This is a genomic window from Methylobacterium litchii (assembly GCF_038442315.1).
Taxonomy (GTDB): domain Bacteria; phylum Pseudomonadota; class Alphaproteobacteria; order Rhizobiales; family Beijerinckiaceae; genus Methylobacterium; species Methylobacterium litchii.
This window is the reverse complement of the sequence record NZ_JBBXMY010000003.1, coordinates 198,823-220,834: the sequence shown is the minus strand read 5'-3', so window position 1 is coordinate 220,834 and position 22,012 is coordinate 198,823. Positions and strand designations below refer to the sequence as shown.

23 protein-coding genes and 2 pseudogenes are annotated in these 22,012 nt (G+C 71.2%); 18 read left to right on the top strand and 7 right to left on the bottom strand.

Features of this window, described 5'->3' with window-relative positions; genetic code table 11:
- Positions 1 to 29: 29 nt before the first annotated feature.
- Complete coding sequence (locus AAHF99_RS08510; RefSeq protein WP_342163737.1) at positions 30 to 530, bottom strand: CinA family protein; 501 nt, start codon at positions 528 to 530, stop codon at positions 30 to 32.
- 98 nt (positions 531 to 628) lie between these two features.
- Between AAHF99_RS08510 and AAHF99_RS08505 the strand changes: the two genes are divergently transcribed.
- A complete protein-coding gene (locus AAHF99_RS08505; protein ID WP_342163736.1) occupies positions 629 to 1,018 on the top strand; it encodes an MAPEG family protein in 390 nt (129 codons plus the stop codon).
- Positions 1,019 to 1,035: 17 nt separating this feature from the next.
- On the opposite strand, the pseudogene AAHF99_RS08500 reads toward AAHF99_RS08505, so the two are convergent.
- A pseudogene (locus AAHF99_RS08500) lies at positions 1,036 to 2,291 on the bottom strand (bifunctional 2-C-methyl-D-erythritol 4-phosphate cytidylyltransferase/2-C-methyl-D-erythritol 2,4-cyclodiphosphate synthase).
- A gap of 156 nt (positions 2,292 to 2,447) precedes the next feature.
- Between AAHF99_RS08500 and dusB the strand changes: the two are divergent.
- Genes dusB through ntrC form a run of 3 tightly spaced genes read left to right on the top strand, consistent with a single transcriptional unit; the run spans position 2,448 to position 6,095 of the window.
- A complete protein-coding gene (dusB, locus tag AAHF99_RS08495) occupies positions 2,448 to 3,461 on the top strand; it encodes a tRNA dihydrouridine synthase DusB (protein WP_342163735.1) in 1,014 nt (337 codons plus the stop codon).
- Positions 3,458 to 4,591, top strand: a complete 1,134-nt coding sequence (locus AAHF99_RS08490; RefSeq protein WP_342163734.1) for a two-component system sensor histidine kinase NtrB — start codon at positions 3,458 to 3,460, stop codon at positions 4,589 to 4,591. The genes dusB and AAHF99_RS08490 overlap by 4 nt, the downstream gene beginning before the upstream one ends.
- A 34-nt stretch (positions 4,592 to 4,625) precedes the next feature.
- Positions 4,626 to 6,095, top strand: a complete 1,470-nt coding sequence (gene ntrC, locus AAHF99_RS08485) for a nitrogen regulation protein NR(I) (protein WP_342163733.1) — start codon at positions 4,626 to 4,628, stop codon at positions 6,093 to 6,095.
- A gap of 20 nt (positions 6,096 to 6,115) precedes the next feature.
- Here ntrC and AAHF99_RS08480 read toward each other — a convergent pair whose 3' ends face one another.
- A complete protein-coding gene (locus AAHF99_RS08480; RefSeq protein ID WP_342163732.1) occupies positions 6,116 to 6,391 on the bottom strand; it encodes a hypothetical protein in 276 nt (91 codons plus the stop codon).
- A 91-nt stretch (positions 6,392 to 6,482) separates the two neighbouring features.
- Between AAHF99_RS08480 and AAHF99_RS08475 the strand changes: the two genes are divergently transcribed.
- The 9 genes from AAHF99_RS08475 to AAHF99_RS08435 all read left to right on the top strand — a co-directional run bounded on the left by AAHF99_RS08475 (position 6,483) and on the right by AAHF99_RS08435 (position 12,541).
- Positions 6,483 to 6,659, top strand: coding sequence for a ribosome modulation factor (locus AAHF99_RS08475; RefSeq protein WP_342163731.1), 177 nt, complete (start codon positions 6,483 to 6,485; stop codon positions 6,657 to 6,659).
- Positions 6,660 to 6,781: 122 nt separating this feature from the next.
- Positions 6,782 to 7,021 (top strand): PilZ domain-containing protein, encoded by a 240-nt coding sequence (locus tag AAHF99_RS08470; protein WP_342163730.1) that lies wholly within the window; start codon positions 6,782 to 6,784, stop codon positions 7,019 to 7,021.
- Between the two features lie 71 nt (positions 7,022 to 7,092).
- Positions 7,093 to 8,292: a cystathionine beta-lyase gene (gene metC, locus AAHF99_RS08465; RefSeq protein ID WP_342163729.1), complete on the top strand. Its 1,200-nt coding sequence runs from the start codon at positions 7,093 to 7,095 to the stop codon at positions 8,290 to 8,292.
- A 58-nt stretch (positions 8,293 to 8,350) separates the two neighbouring features.
- On the top strand, positions 8,351 to 10,084 hold the full coding sequence (locus tag AAHF99_RS08460; protein WP_342163728.1) for an ArnT family glycosyltransferase: 1,734 nt from the start codon (positions 8,351 to 8,353) through the stop codon (positions 10,082 to 10,084).
- A complete protein-coding gene (locus AAHF99_RS08455; protein ID WP_342163727.1) occupies positions 10,081 to 10,857 on the top strand; it encodes a glycosyltransferase family 2 protein in 777 nt (258 codons plus the stop codon). Before AAHF99_RS08460 ends, AAHF99_RS08455 begins: the two co-directional genes overlap by 4 nt.
- A complete protein-coding gene (locus AAHF99_RS08450) occupies positions 10,851 to 11,186 on the top strand; it encodes a lipid-A-disaccharide synthase N-terminal domain-containing protein (RefSeq protein WP_342163725.1) in 336 nt (111 codons plus the stop codon). Before AAHF99_RS08455 ends, AAHF99_RS08450 begins: the two co-directional genes overlap by 7 nt.
- Entirely contained in the window at positions 11,183 to 11,776 is a 594-nt protein-coding gene (locus AAHF99_RS08445) for a pyridoxamine 5'-phosphate oxidase family protein (protein ID WP_342163724.1), read from the top strand. The genes AAHF99_RS08450 and AAHF99_RS08445 overlap by 4 nt, the downstream gene beginning before the upstream one ends.
- 61 nt (positions 11,777 to 11,837) lie before the next feature.
- On the top strand, positions 11,838 to 12,083 hold the full coding sequence (locus AAHF99_RS08440) for a type II toxin-antitoxin system Phd/YefM family antitoxin (protein WP_342163722.1): 246 nt from the start codon (positions 11,838 to 11,840) through the stop codon (positions 12,081 to 12,083).
- On the top strand, positions 12,080 to 12,541 hold the full coding sequence (locus AAHF99_RS08435) for a PIN domain-containing protein (protein ID WP_342163721.1): 462 nt from the start codon (positions 12,080 to 12,082) through the stop codon (positions 12,539 to 12,541). The genes AAHF99_RS08440 and AAHF99_RS08435 overlap by 4 nt, the downstream gene beginning before the upstream one ends.
- Positions 12,542 to 12,565: 24 nt before the next feature.
- On the opposite strand, the gene AAHF99_RS08430 is transcribed toward AAHF99_RS08435, so the two are convergent.
- Entirely contained in the window at positions 12,566 to 13,429 is an 864-nt protein-coding gene (locus tag AAHF99_RS08430; RefSeq protein ID WP_243956201.1) for a class II aldolase/adducin family protein, read from the bottom strand.
- 48 nt (positions 13,430 to 13,477) lie between these two features.
- Positions 13,478 to 14,782, bottom strand: coding sequence for an MFS transporter (locus tag AAHF99_RS08425; protein ID WP_342163719.1), 1,305 nt, complete (start codon positions 14,780 to 14,782; stop codon positions 13,478 to 13,480).
- A gap of 114 nt (positions 14,783 to 14,896) precedes the next feature.
- On the opposite strand from AAHF99_RS08425, the gene AAHF99_RS08420 reads away from it, so the two are divergent.
- From AAHF99_RS08420 to AAHF99_RS08405, 4 genes are all read left to right on the top strand, one after another.
- Positions 14,897 to 15,847 carry a LysR substrate-binding domain-containing protein gene (locus AAHF99_RS08420; protein WP_342163717.1) on the top strand — a complete coding sequence of 317 codons (951 nt, stop codon included), beginning with the start codon at positions 14,897 to 14,899 and terminating at the stop codon, positions 15,845 to 15,847.
- 72 nt (positions 15,848 to 15,919) lie between these two features.
- Positions 15,920 to 16,792 carry an EamA family transporter RarD gene (rarD, locus tag AAHF99_RS08415; protein WP_342163715.1) on the top strand — a complete coding sequence of 291 codons (873 nt, stop codon included), beginning with the start codon at positions 15,920 to 15,922 and terminating at the stop codon, positions 16,790 to 16,792.
- Between the two features lie 65 nt (positions 16,793 to 16,857).
- A complete protein-coding gene (locus AAHF99_RS08410) occupies positions 16,858 to 19,212 on the top strand; it encodes a response regulator (protein WP_342163714.1) in 2,355 nt (784 codons plus the stop codon).
- Positions 19,209 to 19,487 (top strand): hypothetical protein, encoded by a 279-nt coding sequence (locus tag AAHF99_RS08405; RefSeq protein ID WP_342163713.1) that lies wholly within the window; start codon positions 19,209 to 19,211, stop codon positions 19,485 to 19,487. The genes AAHF99_RS08410 and AAHF99_RS08405 overlap by 4 nt, the downstream gene beginning before the upstream one ends.
- A gap of 40 nt (positions 19,488 to 19,527) precedes the next feature.
- Here the strand turns inward: AAHF99_RS08405 and AAHF99_RS08400 are convergent, their stop codons facing one another.
- Together AAHF99_RS08400 and AAHF99_RS08395 are read right to left on the bottom strand one after the other, a co-directional pair.
- A complete protein-coding gene (locus AAHF99_RS08400; protein ID WP_342163712.1) occupies positions 19,528 to 19,803 on the bottom strand; it encodes a GCG_CRPN prefix-to-repeats domain-containing protein in 276 nt (91 codons plus the stop codon).
- A gap of 112 nt (positions 19,804 to 19,915) precedes the next feature.
- A complete protein-coding gene (locus AAHF99_RS08395) occupies positions 19,916 to 20,959 on the bottom strand; it encodes a P1 family peptidase (protein WP_342163711.1) in 1,044 nt (347 codons plus the stop codon).
- Positions 20,960 to 21,051: 92 nt separating this feature from the next.
- On the opposite strand from AAHF99_RS08395, the pseudogene AAHF99_RS08390 reads away from it, so the two are divergent.
- Positions 21,052 to 21,942: pseudogene (locus tag AAHF99_RS08390) on the top strand (NAD(P)-dependent oxidoreductase); the annotation flags it as partial.
- Between the last annotated feature and the right edge of the window lie 70 nt (positions 21,943 to 22,012).

Sequence of the window (22,012 nt, the reverse complement as noted above, 5' to 3'; positions counted from 1 at the left end):
GCTTTCGCTTGAAAGCCCACAGTCGCCCTCTACTCGGCCGGTGTGAGCGCGCCTTCGAGGAGACCGAGCGCGTCGGCGACGGCGGCGCGGCGGATGCCGGCCCGGCCGAGATCGCCATAGCGGCGCGCGAGGTGGCGTGTCCCGAGCGGCCCGGCGACGGCGAGATGAACGAGGCCCACGGGCTTCTCCGCGCTGCCGCCGCCCGGCCCGGCGATGCCGGTGATGGCGACCGCGACGTCGGCGCGGGAGGCCGTCCGCGCGCCCTCGGCCATGGCGCGGGCCACCGGCTCGCTCACCGCACCGTGGCGCGCGATCAGGTCCGGATCGACGCCGATGGCCTCCGCCTTGGCCGCGTTGGAATAGGTGACGTAGCCGCGCTCCACCACCGCCGAGGAGCCCGGTACCGCCGTCAGCAGCGCGGCCACGAGGCCGCCGGTGCAGGATTCCGCCGTGGCGAGGGTGCGCCCGGCGCGGGCATAGGCCGCCACGAGGGCGTCCGCGCGGGCGAGGAGGTCGGGATCGTCGATCACGGGCGAGGACTTCCTTGGGCCGCAGGCGCCCTATGTCGCGGAAGCTTCGACCTTAGCCCCGCGTTGCAGGGCTGCTCAACCATGGAGACGATGGCCTCATGATCTTTCCGGCAACGACGGCTTATTACGCGGCGATCCTCGCCTTGGTCTATCTTGGTCTGTCGGGGTGGGTGATGGCCGGGCGCCTCTCCGGCAACGTCCTGCACGGCGACGGCGGCGATGCCGATCTGCAGAAGCGTATCCGCAGCCAAGCCAATTTCGGCGAGTACGTGCCGATCGCGCTGATCCTGATCGGCCTGCTGGAAGGGCGCGGCGCCAGCCACACCACCGTCCAAGCCCTGCTGATCGCGCTGCTCGTCGGCCGTCTGCTGCATCCGGTGGGCATGTTCGCCCCCGCCAACTCCCCGCGCCAGTTCGCCTGCCGGGGCGGCGGCATCCTGCTCACCTTCGGCGCGGTGCTGGTCGCGGCGGTGCTGCTGCTGGTATGACGCGGGACGGGGCGCCCTCAGGCGCCCGCCTCCTCGTCCGGCAGCCGGATGGTCGCAGCGGCCTGCGCGGCCAAACCCTCGGCGCGGCCGACGAAGCCGAGCTTCTCGGTCGTCGTCGCCTTGATCGACACCGCGCTCAGCGGCACCCCGGCGATGGCGGCGATGCGGGCGCGGATCTCCTCGCGGTGCTTGCCGATGCGCGGGGCCTCGGCCAGCACGGTGATGTCGAGATGGTCGATCCGGCCGCCCCGCGCCCGCACCAGCCCGCAGGCATGGGCCAGGAACTGGTCGGACGAGGCGCCGCGCCACTTTTCGTCGGAGGGCGGGAAGTGGGTGCCGATGTCGCCGTCGGCGATGGCGCCGAGCAGCGCGTCGGTGAGGGCGTGCAGGGCCACGTCCCCGTCCGAATGGGCGAGCACGCCCCGGTCGGCCGGGATGCGGATGCCGCCGAGCCAGACATGATCGCCCTCGGTGAAGGCGTGGACGTCGAAGCCCGTGCCGAGGCGGGTCACATACTGGGTCATGGCTGGCGCTCCGGCGCGGCGGCTGAGAAGGCCCGCTCGGCCTCGATGAGGTCGGCGGCCTGGGTGATCTTGCGGTTGTCGAGGTCGCCCGCGAACACCACGACGGGCAGGCCCGCCCATTCGGCGAGGGCCCCGTCGTCGGTGAAGGCGTGGAGGTCCTGCGCCGCCGCCGCCCGGTGGGCGTCCAGCAGCGGGCCGAAGGCGAAGGATTGCGGCGTCTGCACCGCGCGCAGCGTCTCCCGCGCCGGGGTCTCGACCACGCGGCCGATGCCGGGCTCGATCTCCTCGACGCGCTTGACCGTATCGGTCACGGCCACGCCCGGCACGGCGGCGCCGTAATCCCGCCCGGCGCGGATTGCCCGCGCGATCAGCTCCGGCCGGATGAACGGCCGCGCCGCGTCGTGGACGAGGACGATGGACGGCGCCTCGCCCCCGGCCAGGGCCTCGAGCCCGGCGCGCACCGACATCTGCCGCGTCGCGCCGCCCTCGACGGGCGCGGCGATGCGGGCGCGAATCGCCGGGTCGAGGTCTTCGAGGCATTCGCGGAAGAAGTCCGCCGCGTCGGCGGCGATCACCGGCTGGATCGTCGCGATGGCCGGGTGGGCGGCGAGCGCGGCGAAGGTCCGGGTGAGGACAGCCTGCCCGCCGACGCGCCGGTATTGCTTGGGCACCCCGCCGCCGATGCGGATGCCGCGCCCGGCCGCCACGACGATGGCGGCGACGCTCTCACTCTCTGCGGGGGCGGACATGGGGCGGTGGAGATCCTGGCGCGGACGGCGGCAGACCTGCCGCGCGGCCGGCGCCATACCTGTGAAACGTGCCCTGCGTTTAAGCGGGGGAGGGGGCGAAATCAACGCGAAGGCCGCGCTTGCGTCCGGCCCCGCTTTGCCTCATTGTTGAGCAGAATGAAGACTGACCATTATTTGGGCGCCCTGCGCCGCGGACGTTCGGCAGAGGATCCGCCTCTCTGCCTGCTGGCGCCGCTGTCCGGCGTGACGGACCTGCACATGCGCCGCATCGCCCTGCGCTGCGGGGCGAGCGCGGTCGTCTCCGAAATGGTCGCCGCGCGGGAATTCGCGAAGGGCTCGGCCGAGGCGACGCTTCGGGCGGAAGGGGCGGGCATCGACACCCACATCGTCCAGCTCGCGGGCTGCGAGGCCGCTCCGCTCGCCGAGGCCGCCCGCCTCGCGGAGGCGAACGGTGCCGACGCCATCGACGTGAACATGGGCTGCCCGGCCAAGATCGTGACGGGCATCGCCTCCGGCTCGGCGCTGATGCGCGACCTCGACCATGCGGAGCGCCTGCTCGCCGCCGTGCGCGCGGCGGTGGCGATCCCGGTAACGGTGAAGATGCGCCTCGGCTGGGACGATGCGACCCGCAACGCCGCCGACCTCGCCGCCCGCGCGGAGCGGCTGGGGCTCAACGCGGTGACGGTCCACGGCCGCACCCGCCAGCAATTCTACAAGGGCCGGGCCGACTGGCCGGCGATCCGCGCCGTGGTGGAGGCGGTCTCGATCCCCGTCATCGCCAACGGCGACGTCACCGGCCTCGACGAGGCCCGCGCCTGCCTGTCCGCCTCCGGCGCGGCGGGGGTGATGATCGGCCGGGCCGCGACCGGGCGTCCCTGGCTCGTGGGGCAGGTGGCGGCGGCGCTCGCGGGCCGCGAGGCGCCGTCCCCGACCCGCGCGGAGCAGGCCGCCCTGGCCGCCGAGCATTACGAAGGGCTGCTGTCGCTCTACGGGCCGCAGATGGGCGTGCGCCACGCGCGCAAGCACCTCGCCGCCTATGCCGAGACCGGCGGGGCCTTGAGCGGGACGGAGCGCACGGCACTCCTGACCACCACCGATCCGCAGGCGGCGCTCGCCCTTCTGACGCGCGCCTTCGCGGGCGCGGAGCCCATGATGAGGGAAGCGGCGTGAGCGGCGACGACTTTCCCCCTCCCGGCTACAAGCTCTCGGGGAGCGAGGCCGTGCTCAACGCCCTGCCGCTGCCGGTGCTCACCATCGGCGGGGACGAGCGCATCCTCCAGTGCAACCACGCGGCGGAGGCGTTCTTCGAATACTCGGCGCGGCTGATGCAGCGGCGGCGCCTGCGGGACATCATCCCCTTCGGCTCGCCGATCATCTCCCTGGTGAACGAGGTGCGCCGCCGCCGGGCGAGCGTCAGCGAGTACCGGGTCGACCTCACGCAGCCGCGCCTCGGCACCGAGCGCAGCGTCGACGTGTTCGCGACGCCCCTCGACGAGGGCGACGCCGTGGTGATGATGCTGCAGGAGCGCACCATCGCGGACAAGATGAACCGCCAGCTCACCCATCGCGGCGCGGCGCGCTCGATGGTGGCGCTCGGCGCGATGCTCGCCCACGAGATCAAGAACCCGCTCGCCGGCATCCGTGGCGCGGCGCAGTTGCTGGAGAGCACCGGCGCCGAGGAGGACCGGCTGCTCACCCGCCTGATCTGCGACGAATCCGACCGGATCGTGCGCATCGTCGAGCGGATGGAATTGTTCGGGGACGAGCGCCCGGCCGAGCGCGGCCCGGTGAACGTCCACGGGGTGCTCGATCAGGTGAAGCGCTCGGCGCAATCGGGCTTCGCCCGTCACATCCGCTTCGTCGAGACCTACGATCCTTCGCTCCCGCCGGTCCTCGGCAACCGCGACCAGCTGGTTCAGGTGATCCTCAACCTCGTGAAGAACGCCGCCGAAGCCATCGGCCCGGACGCGGTGGAGGGCGAGATCACCCTGGCCACCGCCTTCCGCACCGGCCTGCGGCTGCAGATTCCCGGTTCGCGGGAGCGGGTGAGCCTGCCCATCGAAGTGGCGATCCGCGACAACGGCCCCGGCATCACCAGCGAGATGCTGAGCGACATGTTCGACCCGTTCGTGACCACCAAAGCACAGGGTTCCGGCCTCGGTCTTGCTTTGGTCGCCAAGATCGTCGGCGACCATGGAGGGATCGTCGAGTGCGATCCCGCCCCACGCCGGACGACGTTCCGCATTCTCCTTCCGATGTCGAGCGCACGCGACGGGCGCGAGCCGACGGTCGAGCCATGATCGGGATGCCTGCCGGAGGTTCTGAGTAACAGTCATGCCGAACGGCCACATCATCGTCGCGGACGACGACGCCGCCATCCGTACCGTCCTCAATCAGGCGCTGTCCCGGGCGGGCTACGAGGTCCGCTCCACGGGCAACTGCGCCACCCTCTGGCGCTGGGTCGCCCAAGGGGAGGGCGACCTCGTCATCACCGACGTGGTGATGCCGGACGAGAACGTGTTCGACCTGCTGCCGCGCATCAAGCGCGTGCGGCCGGAACTGCCGATCATCGTGATGAGCGCGCAGAACACGTTCATGACCGCGATCCGCGCCTCGGAGCGCGGGGCCTACGAATACCTGCCAAAGCCCTTCGACCTGAAGGAGCTGATCGCCATCGTCGGCCGCGCCCTGTCGCGGCCGCGCGGGGCGCCTGCGCAGGGGGCCGGGCCCGAGAACGAGGACATCCCGCTGGTCGGCCGCTCGCCCGCCATGCAGGAGATCTACCGGGCGCTCGCCCGGCTGATGCCCACCGACCTCACCGTGATGATCACGGGCGAGTCGGGCACCGGCAAGGAGTTGGTCGCCCGCGCGCTCCACGATTACGGCCGCCGCCGCACCGGCCCGTTCGTGCCGGTCAACATGGCGGCGATTCCGCGCGACCTCATCGAATCCGAACTGTTCGGCCACGAGAAGGGCGCCTTCACCGGGGCGCTCCAGCGCTCCGCCGGCCGGTTCGAGCAGGCCGAGGGCGGCACGCTGTTCCTCGACGAGATCGGCGACATGCCGATGGAGGCGCAGACCCGCCTGCTCCGCGTGCTGCAGCAGGGCGAGTACACCACCGTCGGCGGCCGGGTTCCAATCCGCACCAACGTGCGCATCATCGCGGCCACCAACAAGGACCTGCGGGTCTCGATCCAGCAGGGCATCTTCCGCGAGGATCTGTTCTTCCGCCTGAACGTCGTGCCGCTGCGGTTGCCGGCCCTGAGGGAGCGCTCGGAGGACGTGCCCGACCTCATCCGCCACTTCTTCGTGCTGGTCGAGCGCGAGGGTCTGACCCGCAAGACCCTCGACGGCGACGCGATGGAGAAGCTCAAGCGCTACCGCTGGCCGGGCAACGTCCGCGAGCTGGAAAACCTCGTCCGCCGGCTCGCCGCCCTCTACCCGCAGGAGACGATCACCGGCCCTGTCATCGAGGCCGAACTCGACACCCTGCCGCTCGCGCAGCCTGCCTCCGCGGGGGGCACCAACGGCGCGTCGCGCAAGGCCGCCGGGGAATCGGAGAGCCTGTCGAGCGCGGTGGAGCGGCACCTGTCCGACTATTTCTCGGGCTACCGCGACACTCTGCCGCCGCCCGGCCTCTATCACCGCATCCTGCGGGAGATCGAAGGCCCGCTGATCGGCGCGGCCCTCGCGGCGACGCGCGGCAACCAGATCCGGGCCGCCGAACTGCTCGGCGTGAACCGGAACACCCTGCGCAAGAAGGTGCGCGACCTCGACCTGCAGGTGTTCCGCACCGCCCGCTGAGGCAAGGGGGCGGGGCCGGCCTACCGGCCCCGCATGATCGGATCGCCCGCCATCAGCGCGCGCAGCCGCTCGGTGTCGTAGCCGTTCGGGATCGCCGGGGCGACCTTCTTGGGCGCGGCCACGGGGGCCGGGAGCGGCGCCGGGATCGAGCCGGTTGCGGAGGGTTCGAAGGCGACGGCGCGGGCCACCGGCGCCGGAGGCGCGAGATGGGTGAGCCTATCGGCGCTGATCAAGACCACGATGGCGGTCGACAGCGTGACGACGAGGCCGCCGAGGAAGGGACGCAGGATACGCACGCCGCAGGACTCGGGAACACGGGATCGGGACGGCAACAGAATAGGCCCGTGGCCGTTAACGAAGCCCCACCCCAGACGCCCGCGAGACTTCATGTCGAACGTCCAGGCCACCGCCAGCGACAGCCCCTTCATCCAGGGCCGCAACGCCCGGCTCTACGGCAAGCCGAAGAGCGAGTGCCCCTATGCCGAGGGCACCGAGGACTACAAGGCCTGGATGCAGGCCTACGACGAGGCGCAGCAATGCGACCCGCCGCAAACACTCCGCTAAGCTAAAGTCGCGGCACATGGCGCTTTTCGGCCGTTACTGCGAGAATCCGAAGATCGACCGGACGGCCTATTAAGGAACGGCTCCCCCATTATTCGCCCATGAGTTGTGGTGGAGCGAGTCCGATGAGCGCGAGGCAGGGAAAGCGGGTACCCCTCGACCGCCCCGGACGGGTCGTGGCGGGCGAGGGCGCACAGCATGCCTGCATCGTGCGGGACATCTCGGCGGCGGGCGCCCGCCTGCTCCTGCCCGAGGCGGGGCATGTGCCGGAGACCTTCACGCTGTCCCTCGATCCCGGCGGCGATCCCTGGACCTGCCGGGTGGTGTGGCGCAGCCTCGGCGAGATCGGCGTGCGGTTCAACTGACCGTATGTCTTGACGGGGGAGGGCGGCCTCGGCTTCGTGCCGGGAACCCTTCACCCTCACCCATGGTCCCGATGTCCCTGACGCCGAAGCCTGATTCGAAGAAGCGGTTTGGCCCCGCCACGCGCCTCGTCCATGCGGGCCGCGATCCGTCCGAGCAGCACGGCTTCGTCAACACGCCGATCTATCGCGGCTCCACGGTCCTGTTCCCGACCTACGACGACCTTCAGCATCGGCGCGGGCGCTACACCTACGGCACCCACGGCACGCCGACCTCGGACGCGCTCTGCGACGCCTGGAGCGAGATCGCCGGGGCCGCCGGCACGGTCGCGACGCCCTCGGGCCTCGCGGCCCTCTCCATGGGCCTGATGGCCGCCGTCTCGGCGGGGGACCATCTCCTCGTCACCGACTCGGCCTACCGCCCGACCCGCATCTTCTGCGACGAGGTGCTGAAGCGGTTCGGCGTCGAGACCACCTATTACGACCCGCTCGTCGGCGCCGGCATCGGCGACCTGATGCGCGGGAACACGAAGGCCGTGCTGGTCGAGGCGCCGGGCTCGCTGACCTTCGAGATGCAGGACATCCCCGCCATCGCCGAGGCGGTGCATGCGCGCGGCGCCTGCGTGATCATGGACAACACCTGGGCGACGCCGCTCCTGTTCCCGCCGCACGAGCGCGGCGTCGACATCGCGGTGGAGGCGGGCACCAAGTATCTCAGCGGCGGCTCGGACCTGCTCCTCGGCCTCACCTCCGCCAACGCCCAGTACTGGCCGGCGCTGAACCGCACCTACCACCAGTTCTCGGTCTGCGCCGGGCCGGAGGACATGTTCCTCGCCCTGCGCGGGATGCGCACGATGGGCCTGCGCCTGCGCGAGCACGAGCGCCAAGCCCTGGACATCGCCCGCTGGCTCCAGGCCCGGCCGGAGGTGCTGCGGGTGCTCCACCCGGCCCTGCCGGAGGATCCCGGCCACGCCCTGTGGAAGCGCGACTTCTCCGGCGCGTCGGGCCTGTTCGGCGTGGTGCTGAAGCCCGTGCCGGAGGCGGCCGTGGCCGCCATGCTCGACGGGCTCGAACTTTTCGGGATGGGCTTTTCCTGGGGCGGCTTCGAGAGCCTGTGCATCCCCTTCGACTGCACGAGCTTCCGCACCGCCACCCGCTGGCAGCCGGGCGGGCCGACGCTGCGCTTCCATATCGGCCTGGAAGACCTCGCCGACCTGAAATCGGACCTCGATGCCGGCTTCGCGCGGCTGCGGGCGACGGCCGGCGGGATTTGACTTTCCCCGCCCGATCCCGATTGAGGAACCGGGATCGGAGAGCCGCGACCCGGAGCTTATGACCACACGTCTCTCAGCCGGCGCGCTCGCGCGCGACGGCGACGCCCCGTCCGGTCCTCTGCGCGAAGGCCGCATCGCCCTGCTCGACCGGCTGTCCGCCAGCCATGCCCGCGCCTGCGCTGGCCTCGCCCTGCTGTGCCTGCTCCTGTTCCTGCCGGGGCAGATTTCCCTGCAGCCGATGGACCGGGACGAGCCGCGCTTCGCCCAGGCCTCCAAGCAGATGCTGGAGACCGGCGACTTCGTGTCGATCCGCTTCCAGGACGAGGCGCGCAACAAGAAGCCGGTCGGCATCTACTGGGCGCAGGCCGCCGCCGTCGCGGCGGGCGAGGCGCTGGGCGTGCCACACGCCCGCACGCAGATCGCCCTCTACCGCCTGCCCTCGCTCCTCGGGGCGCTGGGCTCGGTGCTGCTCGCCTATTGGGGGGCGCTGGCCTTCCTGCCGCGCCGGAGCGCGCTCCTCGCCGCCGCCCTCTACGGCGCTTGCCTGATGCTGAACGCCGAGGCGCATCTCGCCAAGACCGACGCACTGCTGGCCGCCTGCGCCACCGCGAGCCTCGGGGCGCTGGCGCGGGTGTGGCTGGGGCGGGAGTCGCGCCTCGGCAACCCGATCTTCCTCGCCTTCTGGCTCGGCCTCGCCGTGGGCATCCTCGTGAAGGGGCCGATGGTGCCGCTCTTCGTGGCGCTGCCCGCCCTCTTCCTCTCGTGGAAGGCGCGATCCGGCGCGTGGCTGAAGCCCCTGCGCCCCTGGGCCGGGCTCGCGCTGACGGCGCTGATCGTCGCCCCGTGGTTCGTGGCGATCACGCTCAAGAGCGGCGGCGCCTTCTATGCCGAGGCGGTCGGGAAGGACATGCTCGGCAAGGTCGGCGGCGGGGCCGAGCGGCATTGGGGTCCGCCCGGCGCCTACAGCCTCGCCTTCTTCGCGACCTTCTGGCCCGGTGCCGCCTTCGCCGCCATGAGCCTGCCGCTGGCGTGGCGCGAGCGCCGGGACGATGCCATCGCCTTCCTGATCGCGACGGTGCTGCCGGCCTGGCTCGTCTTCGAGGCCGTGCCCACGAAGCTGCCGCATTACGTCCTGCCGCTGATGCCCTGGATCGCCGTGCTCACGGTGATCGCCCTGGAGCGGGGTGAGATTACGCCCCGCCGTCGCGGCGCGCGGGCGGTGGCCTTGCTGGTGCCGGCGATCCCGATCGGGCTGACGCTGGGCCTCTGCGCCACCGGCTGGAAGCTCGACAACCACGCGATCCCCTGGTTCGCACTGCCGGTACTGGGCGCCGCCTGCCTCGTGGCCGGGGCGAGCTGGCTCGCCTTCGCCCGCGCCCACCCGGAGCGGGCCTTCGGTCTCGCGATCCTCGCCTCCTGCCTGCTCGGTCCGGCGGTGCTCGGCCTCGCGCAGCGGCAATTGCCGGCGCTGAAGGTCTCGCCGCGCCTTGCAGCCTTGAAGGACACGCTGCCCTGCCGCGACCCGCTGATCGCGAGCCTCGGCTACCGTGAGCCGAGCCTCGTCTTCCTCACCGGCACCAATCTCGACCTCCTGCCCGACGCCGACGCGGCCAAGGCCTTCCTGCAGGGGGGCGGCTGCCGGCTGCTCTTCGTGGAGGGCAAGGAGCGCGATGCGTTCAACTTCGCCTGGCCCGTGGGCCGCCCCGCTCCGCCGCCGGTCGGCGTGGTCGAGGGCTTCAACCTCAACACCGGCCGCCGCGTGTTCGTGACGGCCTATGCGGCAACCCCATGATGTCCCCGGACGCCCTCCGCCTGACCGTCGTCGTCCCCGTCAAGAACGAGGCCGGCAACATCGCCCCGCTGGTGGCCGAGATCGAGCAGGCCTGCGCCGGCCTGCCCTTCGAGGTGATCTACGTCGATGACGGCTCGACCGACGCGACCCCCGCCGCCCTGGAGGCCGCCCGCGCCGGCCGCCCCTGGCTGCGGGTGCTGCGGCATCAGGCCAGCGCCGGCCAATCGGCGGCGGTGCGCAGCGGGGTGCTGGCCGCGCGCGGCGCCATCGTCGCCACCCTCGATGGCGACGGCCAGAACGATCCAGCCTTCATTCCGGCGCTGCTGGAGGCCCTGGAACAGGCCGGGGAGGGCGCCGGCCTCGCACAGGGCCAGCGGCGCGGCCGCAAGGACGGGCGCTTCAAGATGATCCAGTCGCGCATCGCCAACGGGGTGCGCGGGCGGATCCTCAAGGATTCCACCCGCGACACCGGCTGCGGGCTGAAGCTGTTCCGGCGGCACGTCTACCTGCGCCTGCCCTACTTCGACGCGCTCCACCGCTTCATGCCGGCCCTCGTCGCCCGCGAGGGCTACACGGTCGTCCACCGAGACGTGATCGACCGGCCGCGCCTCACCGGCACCTCGAATTACGGGCTGTTCGACCGTCTCTGGGTCGGGCTCCTCGATCTCGCCGGGGTGTGGTGGCTGATCCGGCGCAAGCGCGCCACCCCGCGCGCCGTCGAGGCGGCGGCGGGGGAGGCGGATGCCACGAGGGACGAAGACGTCGGATGCTGATCCAACTCGCGCACGACCTACCGGACTACTTCTACGACGTGTTCGTCACGCGCTTCGATTTCTGGCTCGTGTTCGGCATCCTGGCGCAGCTGATCTTCGGCTCCCGCTTCATCCTGCAATGGATCGCCAGCGAGCGGGCCGGGAAGAGCGTGATGCCGCTCTCCTTCTGGTTCCTCTCCATCGCCGGGGGCTTGATGACCCTGGTCTACGGCTTCGTGCGCAAGGAGCCGGTGATCATCATCGGCCAGGGGCTCTCGACGGGCATCTATGTCCGCAACCTCGCGCTGATTTTCCGCGAGCGGCAGCGCAAGCGCGGCGCGGCGGCATGACCCCGCTGCCGCCCTTCTACGACGACCTCGACGCCACCCTGTCGGAGCTCTGGCGGCTCCTGGCGGACGGGGCCGCGCACGGGCGCAGCGGCTTCCACCTGCCGACCCTCGCGACCGTGGCGGGGGAGGGGCCGCGCCTGCGCACGGTGGTGCTGCGCGAGGCCGATCCCGTCGCCGGGACCCTGCGGTTCCACTGCGACCGCCGCTCGGACAAGGCATTCGAGCTGGCCGAGAACCCGGCCTGCGCGCTCGCCGTCTACGATGAGGCGGCGAAGATCCAGATCCGCATCGAGGGCCGGGCCGTCCTGCACACGGACGACGCATTGGCCGAGGCGGCCTGGGCCGGCTCCCGGGCGATGAGCCGGGTCTGCTATGCGGCCGAACCGCCCCCCGGCACGGCGCTGACCGCCGGCAACGCCTACACCCTCCCCGACGAAGCGACAGCGGAGACGGCGGGCCGCCGGCATTTCTGCGCGGTGGTGGTGCGGGCGCAGCGCCTCGATTTCCTCTACCTCGACCGCAGGGGCCACCGCCGCGCGGCATGGTGCCGGGACGGGGCCGATTGGGAGGGGGGCTGGGTGGCGCCGTAAGCCTTGCCGGGGTGCAGCTCGTCTCCTAATGTAGGCAATCTCACTAGATTGGGGGTCGCCCATGGAGAAGACCATCTCGGCGGCGGAAGCCAACCGCGGGTTCTCCGAAATCCTGCGTGGCGTCCGCGACGGTCACAGCTACGTCGTGACGAACCACGGACGCCCCGTCGCGCGCATCGTCCCGGCCGAAAGTGACGATGCCGCGCGCGACGCGAAGAAGGAAGCTTTGCTTGAACGCCTGAGAAATCAGCCCCTCATGAATGCTGGACGTTGGACGAGGGAGGAATTGTACGAGGATGAACCGTGAAGGTCGCCTTCGACACCAATGTCCTGATGTATGCGGAAGGCATCGACACGGCGGAGAAGCGTGACATCGCGGTCAGGATGATCAACGAGATCCCCAGGGACAAAACGATCATTCCCCTTCAGGCCTTCGGAGAATCCTTCAACGTCCTGGTCCGAAAGGGAAGACGGACGCGAGATCAAGCCCGCGCCACGGTTCTCGGCTGGCTCGATCTCTATACCACCGTACCGACGACGCCTGAGATCTTGGCGGCGGCGACGGATATTGCCACCGAGCATCGCCTCGCGATCTGGGACGCGGTGATCCTCGCCGCTGCCTCGCAGGCGGGCTGCCGCCTCCTCCTCACCGAGGATCTTCAGGACGGCTTCCGCTGGGGTGGCGTCACCGTCGCCAACCCCTTCGCGTCCCCGCGCCATCCTCTGCTCGAGGCCGCTCTCGCCAGATCCGGCCCGCTGTCCTGAGGAAGCGGGCCGGCGAAGGAGCGATCAGGCGAACATATCCGGCTGGGTCGCCGCGATGTGGTTGTAGATGGTCTGGAAGTGCAGCCAGCCGATATAGTCGCTGCCGACATGCTCGCGGCTGTAGCGGGCGGTCTTCTCGGAGAGCAGCTGCGGCTTGATGCCGGTGGCCTCGACCATCAGCTGCTGCTTGCAGGCGCGCTCCAGGGCGATGAACCAGAAGGCCGCGTCGTCGATGCTGTGCTGCGAGCAGGTCAGCAGGCCGTGGTTCTGGTGCAGCACGCCGCGGTTGCGGCCGATCTGCTGGGCCACCGACATCCCGCTGCCCTTCTCCACCGCCACCGCGCCGGCCGAGGCGCCGATCACCGCGTGGCTGTTGTAGAAGGCGGCGGCGTCCTGGCTGATCATGTCGAGCGGACGGCCCGTGGCGCACCATGCGGTGCCGTAGGTGGTGTGCGCGTGGCACATCGCCATGACCTCGGGATACTCCTCGTGCACGGCGGCGTGCAGCACGAAGCCGGCCCGGTTGATCGCGTAGCGGCCCTCGACCACCCGGCCGTTATGGTCGGCGAGGATGAGGTTCGACATGTTCACCTGCGAGAAGTGAACGCACATCGGGTTGGTCCAGTACAGCTCGGGACGCTCCGGGTCGCGGATCGTCAGGTGCCCGGCGAAGCCGTAATCGAAGCCGTGCATCGCGAAGGAACGGCAGGCGGCGACGAGGTGCTTCTTGCGGTACTCGCGCTCCTCGGCGTGGTTGGCGAAGTCCGGGATTTCCGGGAAGATCAGGCCGGCCTGCTCGGGCTGGTAGATCGAGGTCCGCTTGCGGCCGGAATCGTCGTTCGGCAGGTCGATGGCGACGGTGTCGTGGTGATCGTGTTCGTCGAGCATGGCGTGTCCTTTCGGTGAGGGTGAGGGGTCGAGGAGGGAGACGCGCCGTCAGCGGTTGACGAGGCGCTTGGGCATGGTGAGAGCGAGCATGCTGCCGATCGCGAGGCAGGCGGCCAGGGTGTAGACACCGAGGCTCGTCGACTTCGTCGCGTCGATGATCCAGCCGATCAGGTAGGGGCTGACGAAGCCCGCGAGGTTGCCGACCGAGTTGATCACCGCGATCCCGGTGGCCGCCGCCGCGCCGGCGAGCACCGCGGTCGGCAGGCACCAGAACTGGGCGAGGGTGACGAGCACGCCGATGGTGGCGACGGTGAGCGCGGCTTCGGCGATGACGAGGTCCCGGCTGAACCAGATGCTCACCAGCCAGCCGGCGGCGCCGACGAGGCCGGGGACCACGATGTGCCAACGCCGTTCGCGGGCCGCGTCCGACATCCGGCCGACCGCGATCATCGCCGCCGCCGCCGCGCCGTAGGGGAGCATGGTGAGCAGGCCGATCTGCAGAGGATCAGAGACGCCCGCGCCCTTGATCAGCGTCGGCAGCCAGAAGCCGACACCGTAGAGGCCCATGATGAAGAAGAAATAGATCCCGCTCAGCAGCCACACCCAGCCGCTGGTGAAGCCGTCACGGAAGCGATGCGCGGCCACGGTCGAGGCGTCGGCGGCGATGTTGCGCTGAAGCAGCGCCTTCTCGTCGGCGCTGAGCCACTTCGCCTTGGCGATGCCGTTGTCGAGGTAGGCAAGCACGCAGAAGCCGAGGACGAGCGAGGGCAGGGCCTCGATCAGGAACAGCCATTGCCAGCCGGCGAGCCCGTGCATCCCGGTGAAGGCGTTCATGATCCAGCCCGAGAGCGGGCCGCCGATCAGGCCGGCGATCGGGATGCCGGTCATGAACAGGGCGATGATGCCGCCCCGGCGCTCGGACGGGTACCAGTAGGTCAGGTACAGGATCACGCCCGGGAACAGGCCGGCTTCCGCCACGCCGAGCAGGAAGCGCAGGACGTAGAAGATGGTCGGGCTCGTCACGAACATCATCGCGGCCGAGATGATCGCCCAGCTGATCATCACGCGGGCGATCCACACCCGCGCGCCGACCTTGTGCAGGATCATGTTGCTCGGCACTTCGAACAGGAAGTAACCGATGAAGAAGATGCCCGCGCCGAGGCCGTAGATGGTCTCGCTGAACTGAAGATCGTTCAGCATCTGCAGCTTGGCGAAGCCGACGTTGACGCGATCGAGATAGGCCGCGACGTAACAGGCGAACAGGAACGGCACGAGACGCCACGTCACCTTTCGGTAGACCCGTGTCGCCTCGTCGATGACCGGTCCGGCAAGAGTTGCGACCCCCTGCGCCATTGTCGTTATCCTCCCAGGATCATTGGTTTTGTGTCTGCCGTCTGCGCGGCATGGGAATTATTTTTCTGCCTCTCGCCGCCCTTTGACAAACGACGATTTTTCACCGACAGGTGAATGGAATTCATGGATCGGGCGATGCGGCGGATCCCGAGCTTTCCGGCGCTTCGCGCCTTCGAGGCGGCCGCGCGGCTCGGCAGTTTCGCGCGGGCAAGCGAGGAACTGTGCCTCACGCCCTCCGCGATCAGCCATCAGATCCGGGCGCTCGAACGGCAGTTCGGCCGGGCCCTGTTCCGGCGGGAGAACCGGCAGGCGAGCCTCACCGCCGACGGGGAACGCCTGCTCGCCGGCCTGTCGCGGGCCTTCGACGGGATCGAGGCGGCCTGCGCGGAGCTGATGCCGGCCACGGGTCAGGCGCTCGCCGTCCATTGCACCCCGAGCTTCGCCACGAAATGGCTCGGCCCGCGCCTGCCGGGCTTCGTGGCGGCCAACCCAGCCATCGCGATCCGCCTGTCCTCCGGCGCCGAACCCGTGGACCTGATGCGCCACGCCGAGATCGACGTGCTGGTCGCCTACGGCCAGCCGCCGCGCGGGGCGGGGCTGCGGGTCGAGCCCCTGGGGCCGGAGGAGATCGCCGCCCTGTGCCGGCCGGACCTCGCGCGCACGGCCGCCGACCTCTCCCCCGCCGCCATCGCCCGGCTGACCTGGCTCGAATCCTCGTTCAGCCCCGTGCGCTGGGCGGATTGGTTCGCGCAGAACGACCTCGCGCCGCCGAAAGCGCGCGGCGGCCCGGCCTTCGACCGGGGCTCCCTCGTGATCTCGGCGGCGGTGCAGGGGCTGGGCGTCGCCCTGGAGACCCTGCGCTTCGCGGAGGACGAGATCGCCTCCGGTGCCCTGGTGCGCCTAGGCGAGGGCCGCTGCACGGGGATCCGGCGCGACCTGCATTTCCTCTGCTGGCGCGCCCGTGACGACGACGCCCCCGGCATCCGCCGCTTCCGGGATTGGATCCTGGCGGAGGAACGCCGCCGGGGTGACGCCCGGATGGCAGCTTTGCATCCAGGCGCCTGACGACAGGGCCCCGTCTCGGTTAGAGACGCACGAGCCGGTTCCTCGAACGCGAGCCGGGTTGAGGGAAACGCCGTGGGCCTCGTCTACGCGCTCGCCGCCTATCTGAGCTGGGGCCTCGTGGTCCCGCTGCATTTCCGGCTGCTCGGCGGGTTCAGCCCCTGGTACATCCTGGCCGAGCGCGTCGTGTGGTCGACCGTCTTCGCCGGGTGCCTCGCGCTCGCCTGGCGCAACCGCCTGCGGCTGCCGATCCCGCTGACGCGCAAGCACGGGCTGCTCGTGCTCTCGGCGCTGTTCATCGGCGTGAACTGGCTGCTCTACCTCATCGCCATCGACCGGGGGCACCTGCTCGATGCGAGCCTCGGCTATTACATCAACCCGCTGATGAACGTGGCGCTCGGCCGGCTCATCCTCGGGGAGCGGCTGCGGCCGGTGCAGGCGGTCGCCATCGGCATCGCGGCGGCCGGGGTCTTGGTGGCGGTGATCTGGGCGGGCGACCTGCCGCTCATGTCGCTGGCGCTCGCCACCTCCTTCGCCCTCTACGGGCTGGTGCGGAAGATCGTGGCGGTGGATTCCCTCGTGGGCTTCCTGGCCGAAACGCTGCTCCTCCTGCCCATCGCCATCGTCTGGCTGGTGCTGACGCCGGAGCCATTCCTGCCCGCCGACCCGCACAAGCTCGGCCTGCTCCTGCTCACCGGCCTCACCACGGCGCTGCCGCTGATCTGGTTCGCCGCCGCCGCCGTGCGCCTGCGCCTGACGACCCTCGGCCTCCTCCAGTACGTCGCCCCGACCTGCCTGCTGATCCTGAGCTTGATGGTCTTCGGCGAGCATGTGGAGCCGCACCGGGCGGCGATGTTCGGGCTGATCTGGCTCGGCCTCGCCCTCTACACCGTCGATGCCCTGCGCGGCCGGCGGGCCGAGATGAAGGCGGCACCGCTGCGCGCGTGAGCCGCGCGGATACCTTTCGCGGGCACGCGCCCTACCTCTTGCGCAATCCAGGACCGGCGGGACCGATGAGCGAACCAGTGGGCGGCGATGCCGTCACCGACGACGATTTCCGCAACCTCGCGGATGCCCTGCCGCAGCTCGCCTGGATCGCCCGGGCCGATGGGCACATCGTCTGGTACAACGCCCGCTGGTACGCCTACACGGGCACGACCTTCGACGAGATGCAGGGGTGGGGCTGGCGCAACATCCACCACCCGGACCACATCGCCGCCGTGGAGGTGCGCTACCGCCTGTCCGTCGAGGCGGGAGTGCCGTGGGAGGACACGTTCCCCCTTAAGGGCGCCGACGGCGAGTACCGCTGGTTCCTGTCCCAGGCGATGCCGCACCGGGCGCCGGACGGGACGATCCTGCGCTGGTACGGCACCAACACCGACATCTCCCGCCGCCGCGTCACCGAGGAGCGGCTGCGCCATTCCGAGGAGCGGTTCCGGGCGTTGGTCGATGCCTCGGCGGCGGTGATCTGGAACACCAACGCGGAGGGCGAACTGCTGCCGCCGCAGCCGCGCTGGGGCGCCTATACCGGCCAGACCGAGGAAGGCTACCAGGGCTGGGGCTGGATCGATGCGATCCATCCCGACGACCGGGGGGAGATCGCCGAGGCCTGGGCACGCTCCGTCGAGGAGCGGGTGCCCTACGCGGTGACGCACCGCCTCCTGCGGCACGACGGCGTGTGGCGGGACATGGAGGCGCGGGGCGTGCCGGTCTTCGCCACGGACGGGTCGCTGCGGGAATGGGTCGGCACCCATACCGACATCACCGCCCGCAAGGAGGCCGAGGCCGAGGCCGAGCGGGCGCGGCAGGCCGCCGAGGCGGCGAACCGGGCGAAGAGCCAGTTCATCGCCAACATGAGCCACGAGTTGCGCACGCCGCTCTCGGCGGTGATCGGCTATTCGGAGATGCTGGGCGAGGAGCTGGAGGATATCGGCCAGGCGGCGCTGCTGCCGGACCTGCGCAAGATCGAGTCGGCCGCCCGCCACCTGCTCTCGCTCATCAACGACGTCCTCGACATCTCGAAGATCGAGGCCGGGCGCGTCACCGCCTCCGCCGAGACCTTCACGGTCGCCGACCTGCTGCAGGACGTGACCGACGCCACCGGCTCCCTCGTGGAGAAGAAGGCGAACCGCTTCGTCCTCGATGCCGGCCCGGATCTCGGCGCCATGCATCAGGACCAGACCAAGATCCGCCAGTGCCTGCTGAACCTCGTCGGCAACGCCGCGAAGTTCACCGAGAACGGCACGATCACCCTCACCGCGCGCCGCCACCGGGAGGACGGCGCCGACTGGCTCTCCTTCGCCGTGTCCGATACCGGCATCGGCCTGACGAAGGAGCAGATGGGCAAGCTGTTCCAGCGCTTCGTGCAGGCCGACGACTCGACGACGCGGCAATTCGGCGGCACCGGGCTCGGGCTCGCCATCACCCGCGCCTTCTGCATCACCATGGGCGGCGAGATCGGCGTCGAGAGCCAGCCGGGCCAGGGCGCGACCTTCACCATGCGCCTGCCCTCGATCCTCATCACGGAGGACGATCCGGCGGAGGAGCTGCCCGCCGTGGAGGCGCATGAGCAGCACGACACCGTGCTCCTCGTGGACGACGACCCGGCCGCGCGGGAACTGCTCCAGCGCTTTCTCGAACGGGAGGGTTTCCATGTCCGCACCGCCGCGGACGGACGCGCGGGCCTCACCCTGGCGCGGGCGCTGCGGCCGCGGGCGATCCTCCTCGACGTCGAGATGCCGCGCATGGACGGCTGGGCGGTGCTCCACGCGGTGCGCAACGACGCGGACCTCGCCGGCACCCCCGTCATTATGACCTCGGTGGTGGCCGAGCAGGGACTCGGGCAGGCGCTCGGCGCCACGGATTACTTCGTGAAGCCCATCGATTGGGACCGGCTGAAGGGGCTGATGGAGCATTACCGGCCCCAGGCGCCCAACGAGGCGCGGGTGCTGGTGGTGGACGACGACGCGGACGGGCGCGAGCGCCTGCGCCGCTCCCTCTCCCGCGAGGGCTGGACCGTGGACGAGGCCGCCAACGGGCGCCTCGCCCTGGAGCATTACGACCGCTCGCGGCCGAACCTGATCCTCCTCGACCTGATGATGCCGGAGATGGACGGGTTCGGCTTCCTCCGCGCCCTGCGCTCGCGGCCGGACGGCGACGTGCCGGTGGTGGTGCTGACGGCGAAGGAGATCACTCCCGCCGAGAAGGCGAGCCTCGGCGCCCAGGCCGACCGGGTGATCTCGAAGGGCTCGCTGAGCCTCGCGGAGATCGGCCGGCAATTGCGGGTGCTCTATGCCCGGTCGGTCAACGAGACCGTTCCCGGCCGGATTCAGGGCCTCATCGAACAGTTGGCGGAGAAGGACGGATGAGCGACACGGTCGATCCCGACAAGGCGGTGGCGATCCGCCTGCGCGCGCGCCTCGCGGTGGTGGAGCGGGCCGCATGGTTCGGCCTCGTCCACGCCATGCGCACCCGCCCCGAGGAGACGGAAGCCTTCATCGCCTCCGAACGCGCCCGCTGCGCGGAGGGGTTCGGCGGCCCGGCCTGGGCAAGGGACCTGACCGACGCCGAACGCGCCCTGCTCGGCGCCGAAGTCGACAAAGGTCTCGCGGAGTTGCTGGCGGACGCGAAGGACGCGGTCTGATCGGGTCCGGGCGCCCCGTGCGGGGCGCCCGGGGTGTCGGCTAGCGGCGGCAGAGGCCGCGCGGGGTGCGGTAGAGGCCGGGCGGGCAACCGCGCGGGGCGCCGCTGATCGCCCGGCGGATGGCGCCGCGCGGGCCGCGGTTCAGGCGGCAGCCGCCCATCGGGCCACGGTGGGCGCCGAAGCCGCAGCCGCCGCGGACGAGCACCACCGAGGCCTCGCCGTTGGAAAGGGGGGTGGGGGCGAAGGGCGCCGCCTGAGCGGCACCGCCCGCGAACAGGGCCACGGAAGCGGCCAGGATCATCCCGGACAGTCGCATGGGTCGTTTCTCCCTTAAGGGGCGGAAACCCGTGACGCGGGTCCGCCCGTGGCTGCCCCTCTGGTCCGGGCAGCGACAGGAAACGGCCAAGCTGGGTCGTCCGTTCCGCGCCTCAGGGACGCCCGTAGAGATCGCGCCATGCGGGCGGCAGGCCCTCGTAACGGCCCTCGCCAGGGGGTGTCGGGGTCACGCCGGGCAGGCTCGTCGCCGCGTGGATGCCGATGGCGATGGCCCGCGCCAGCACCCGCGCCGCCGCGTGGCCGAGCCGGGCCGTGTCGGCGATGGGGTCGGTGAGGGGCCGCTCGCCCGTCGCGGCGGCGAAGACGAGGTCGCCGTCGAGCGGCGTATGGGCGGGTACAAGGGCACGGGCGAGGCCGTCCTGCGCGGCCACCGCGAGGCGGCGGCACTGCGCCTTGGTGAGGCGGGCGTCGGTCGCCACGACGGCCAGCGTCGTCGCGGAGCCGGCGGCGACGCGGGCGGGGAAGGCGTGGGCCTCCTCCGGCACCGGACCGGGCAGGCCGAGCCCGCCGAACTCGTCCCCCACCTCGAAGGGCGCCGCCCAGAAATGCGGGCCGTTCCCCACCACGGCGCTGCCGAAGGCGTTCACCGCCACCAGCGCGCCGACCTGGAACGGCGTGCCCGGCACCGCCGCCGAGGCCGAGCCGAGGCCGCCCTTCAGGGTGGCGGTGCGCGCCCCCGTCCCGGCCCCCACCGAGCCGAGGGCGAAATCCCGCGCCGCCGCCTCGGCGGCGTGCCGGCCGAGGGTGCGATAGGGCGGGTCGGCGCCCCAGCCCTTGTCGCCGCCGTTGAGGAGGTCGAACAGGATCGCCGCCGGCACGATGGGCACGCGCATCCCGCCGACCGGAAAGCCGCGTCCCTGCTCCGCGAGCCAGCCCGTCACCCCGGCGGCGGCGTCGAGGCCGAACGCGGACCCACCGGAGAGGACCAGCGCGTCGATGGCCTCCACCGTGCGCTCGGGATCGAGCAGGTCGGTCTCGCGGGTGCCCGGCCCGCCGCCGCGCACATCGACGGAGGCCACCACCGGCCGGTCGAACAGGATCGCGGTGACGCCGCTGCGCACCGCCAGATCCTGGGCGTGGCCGACCGTGATGCCGGGAATGTCGGTGAGAAGGCCGCTCCGGCGGGAATCGCTCATGGCCCGACTGTGCCACGGGCCGGGACCGGCCGGAACGGGAGGCCCATGCGCCACCGCACTTTCCGGGCGCCGGATGGTTTCCATCATGGCGACCGTCTTCGAGGGAGAGTCACATGGATGTCGGGTTCATCGGAATGGGGCGCATGGGCCGCGCCATGGCGACCCGCCTCGCGGAGCAGGGGCACAGCGTCCGCGCCTGGAACCGCTCGCCGGAGGCGGCGCGGGGCCTTCCGGGCGTCACCGCCGTGGCCAGCGCGGCGGAGGCGTTCCGGGGCGACGCGGTGATCACCATGCTCGCCGACGACGCAGCGCTGGAATCGGTGCTCGTTCAGGGCGGGCTCCTCGACGGCGCCGGTCGGCCGGGCGTCCATCTCGGCATGAGCACGATCTCGGTGGCGCTGGCCGAGCGGCTGACCGCGATCCACGGGCGGGCGGGCATCCCCTACGTCTCCGCGCCGGTCTTCGGCCGTCCCGACGTGGCCGAGGCGGGCAAGCTCAACATCGTCGCCGCCGGCCCCGATGCGGCGATCGACGCCGCCGCGCCGCTCCTCGATGCGATGGGCGCGAAGACCTGGCGCTACAGCGAGGAGCCGAAGCGCGCCAACGCCGTGAAGCTCGCAGGCAACTTCATGCTGATCGCGGCCATCGAGGCCATGGGCGAGGCCTGCGCCTTCACCGAGGGCCACGGCGTCACCGGCGCCGAGTTCCTCGACCTGATGACGAATACGATCTTCGCCGCGCCGGTCTACAAGAACTACGGCGCGGCCATCGCCGCCCGCCGCTACGAGCCGCCGGGTTTCGGCCTGCGCCTCGGCGCCAAGGACGTGCGCCTCGCCCTCCAGGCGGGGGAGGCGGCCGGCGTGCCGATGCCCTTCGCCAGCGTGCTCCGCGACGGGCTGATCGAGGCGATGAGCCACGGCGACGGCGAGAAGGACCTTTCCGCCCTCGCCGAAGTGGCACGGCGGCGCGGCGGCCGGCGCTGACTGCGACATGGCCTGCGACATTGTGCACTGAGTGACATTCGCGTGATCAGATCCAGTCGATTTTAATCGA

Excerpts from the sequence above, each read along its gene's own strand:
- AAHF99_RS08505 (WP_342163736.1), top strand. The coding sequence starts at position 629 with ATGATCTTTCCGGCAACGACGGCTTATTACGCGGCGATCCTCGCCTTG.
- dusB (WP_342163735.1), top strand. The coding sequence starts at position 2,448 with ATGAAGACTGACCATTATTTGGGCGCCCTGCGCCGCGGACGTTCGGCA.
- ntrC (WP_342163733.1), top strand. The coding sequence starts at position 4,626 with ATGCCGAACGGCCACATCATCGTCGCGGACGACGACGCCGCCATCCGT.
- AAHF99_RS08475 (WP_342163731.1), top strand. The coding sequence starts at position 6,483 with ATGTCGAACGTCCAGGCCACCGCCAGCGACAGCCCCTTCATCCAGGGC.
- AAHF99_RS08470 (WP_342163730.1), top strand. The coding sequence starts at position 6,782 with ATGAGCGCGAGGCAGGGAAAGCGGGTACCCCTCGACCGCCCCGGACGG.
- metC (WP_342163729.1), top strand. The coding sequence starts at position 7,093 with ATGTCCCTGACGCCGAAGCCTGATTCGAAGAAGCGGTTTGGCCCCGCC.
- AAHF99_RS08460 (WP_342163728.1), top strand. The coding sequence starts at position 8,351 with ATGACCACACGTCTCTCAGCCGGCGCGCTCGCGCGCGACGGCGACGCC.
- AAHF99_RS08455 (WP_342163727.1), top strand. The coding sequence starts at position 10,081 with ATGATGTCCCCGGACGCCCTCCGCCTGACCGTCGTCGTCCCCGTCAAG.
- AAHF99_RS08450 (WP_342163725.1), top strand. The coding sequence starts at position 10,851 with ATGCTGATCCAACTCGCGCACGACCTACCGGACTACTTCTACGACGTG.
- AAHF99_RS08445 (WP_342163724.1), top strand. The coding sequence starts at position 11,183 with ATGACCCCGCTGCCGCCCTTCTACGACGACCTCGACGCCACCCTGTCG.
- AAHF99_RS08440 (WP_342163722.1), top strand. The coding sequence starts at position 11,838 with ATGGAGAAGACCATCTCGGCGGCGGAAGCCAACCGCGGGTTCTCCGAA.
- AAHF99_RS08430 (WP_243956201.1), bottom strand. The coding sequence starts at position 13,429 with ATGCTCGACGAACACGATCACCACGACACCGTCGCCATCGACCTGCCG.
- AAHF99_RS08425 (WP_342163719.1), bottom strand. The coding sequence starts at position 14,782 with ATGGCGCAGGGGGTCGCAACTCTTGCCGGACCGGTCATCGACGAGGCG.
- AAHF99_RS08420 (WP_342163717.1), top strand. The coding sequence starts at position 14,897 with ATGGAATTCATGGATCGGGCGATGCGGCGGATCCCGAGCTTTCCGGCG.
- AAHF99_RS08410 (WP_342163714.1), top strand. The coding sequence starts at position 16,858 with ATGAGCGAACCAGTGGGCGGCGATGCCGTCACCGACGACGATTTCCGC.
- AAHF99_RS08405 (WP_342163713.1), top strand. The coding sequence starts at position 19,209 with ATGAGCGACACGGTCGATCCCGACAAGGCGGTGGCGATCCGCCTGCGC.
- AAHF99_RS08400 (WP_342163712.1), bottom strand. The coding sequence starts at position 19,803 with ATGCGACTGTCCGGGATGATCCTGGCCGCTTCCGTGGCCCTGTTCGCG.
- AAHF99_RS08395 (WP_342163711.1), bottom strand. The coding sequence starts at position 20,959 with ATGAGCGATTCCCGCCGGAGCGGCCTTCTCACCGACATTCCCGGCATC.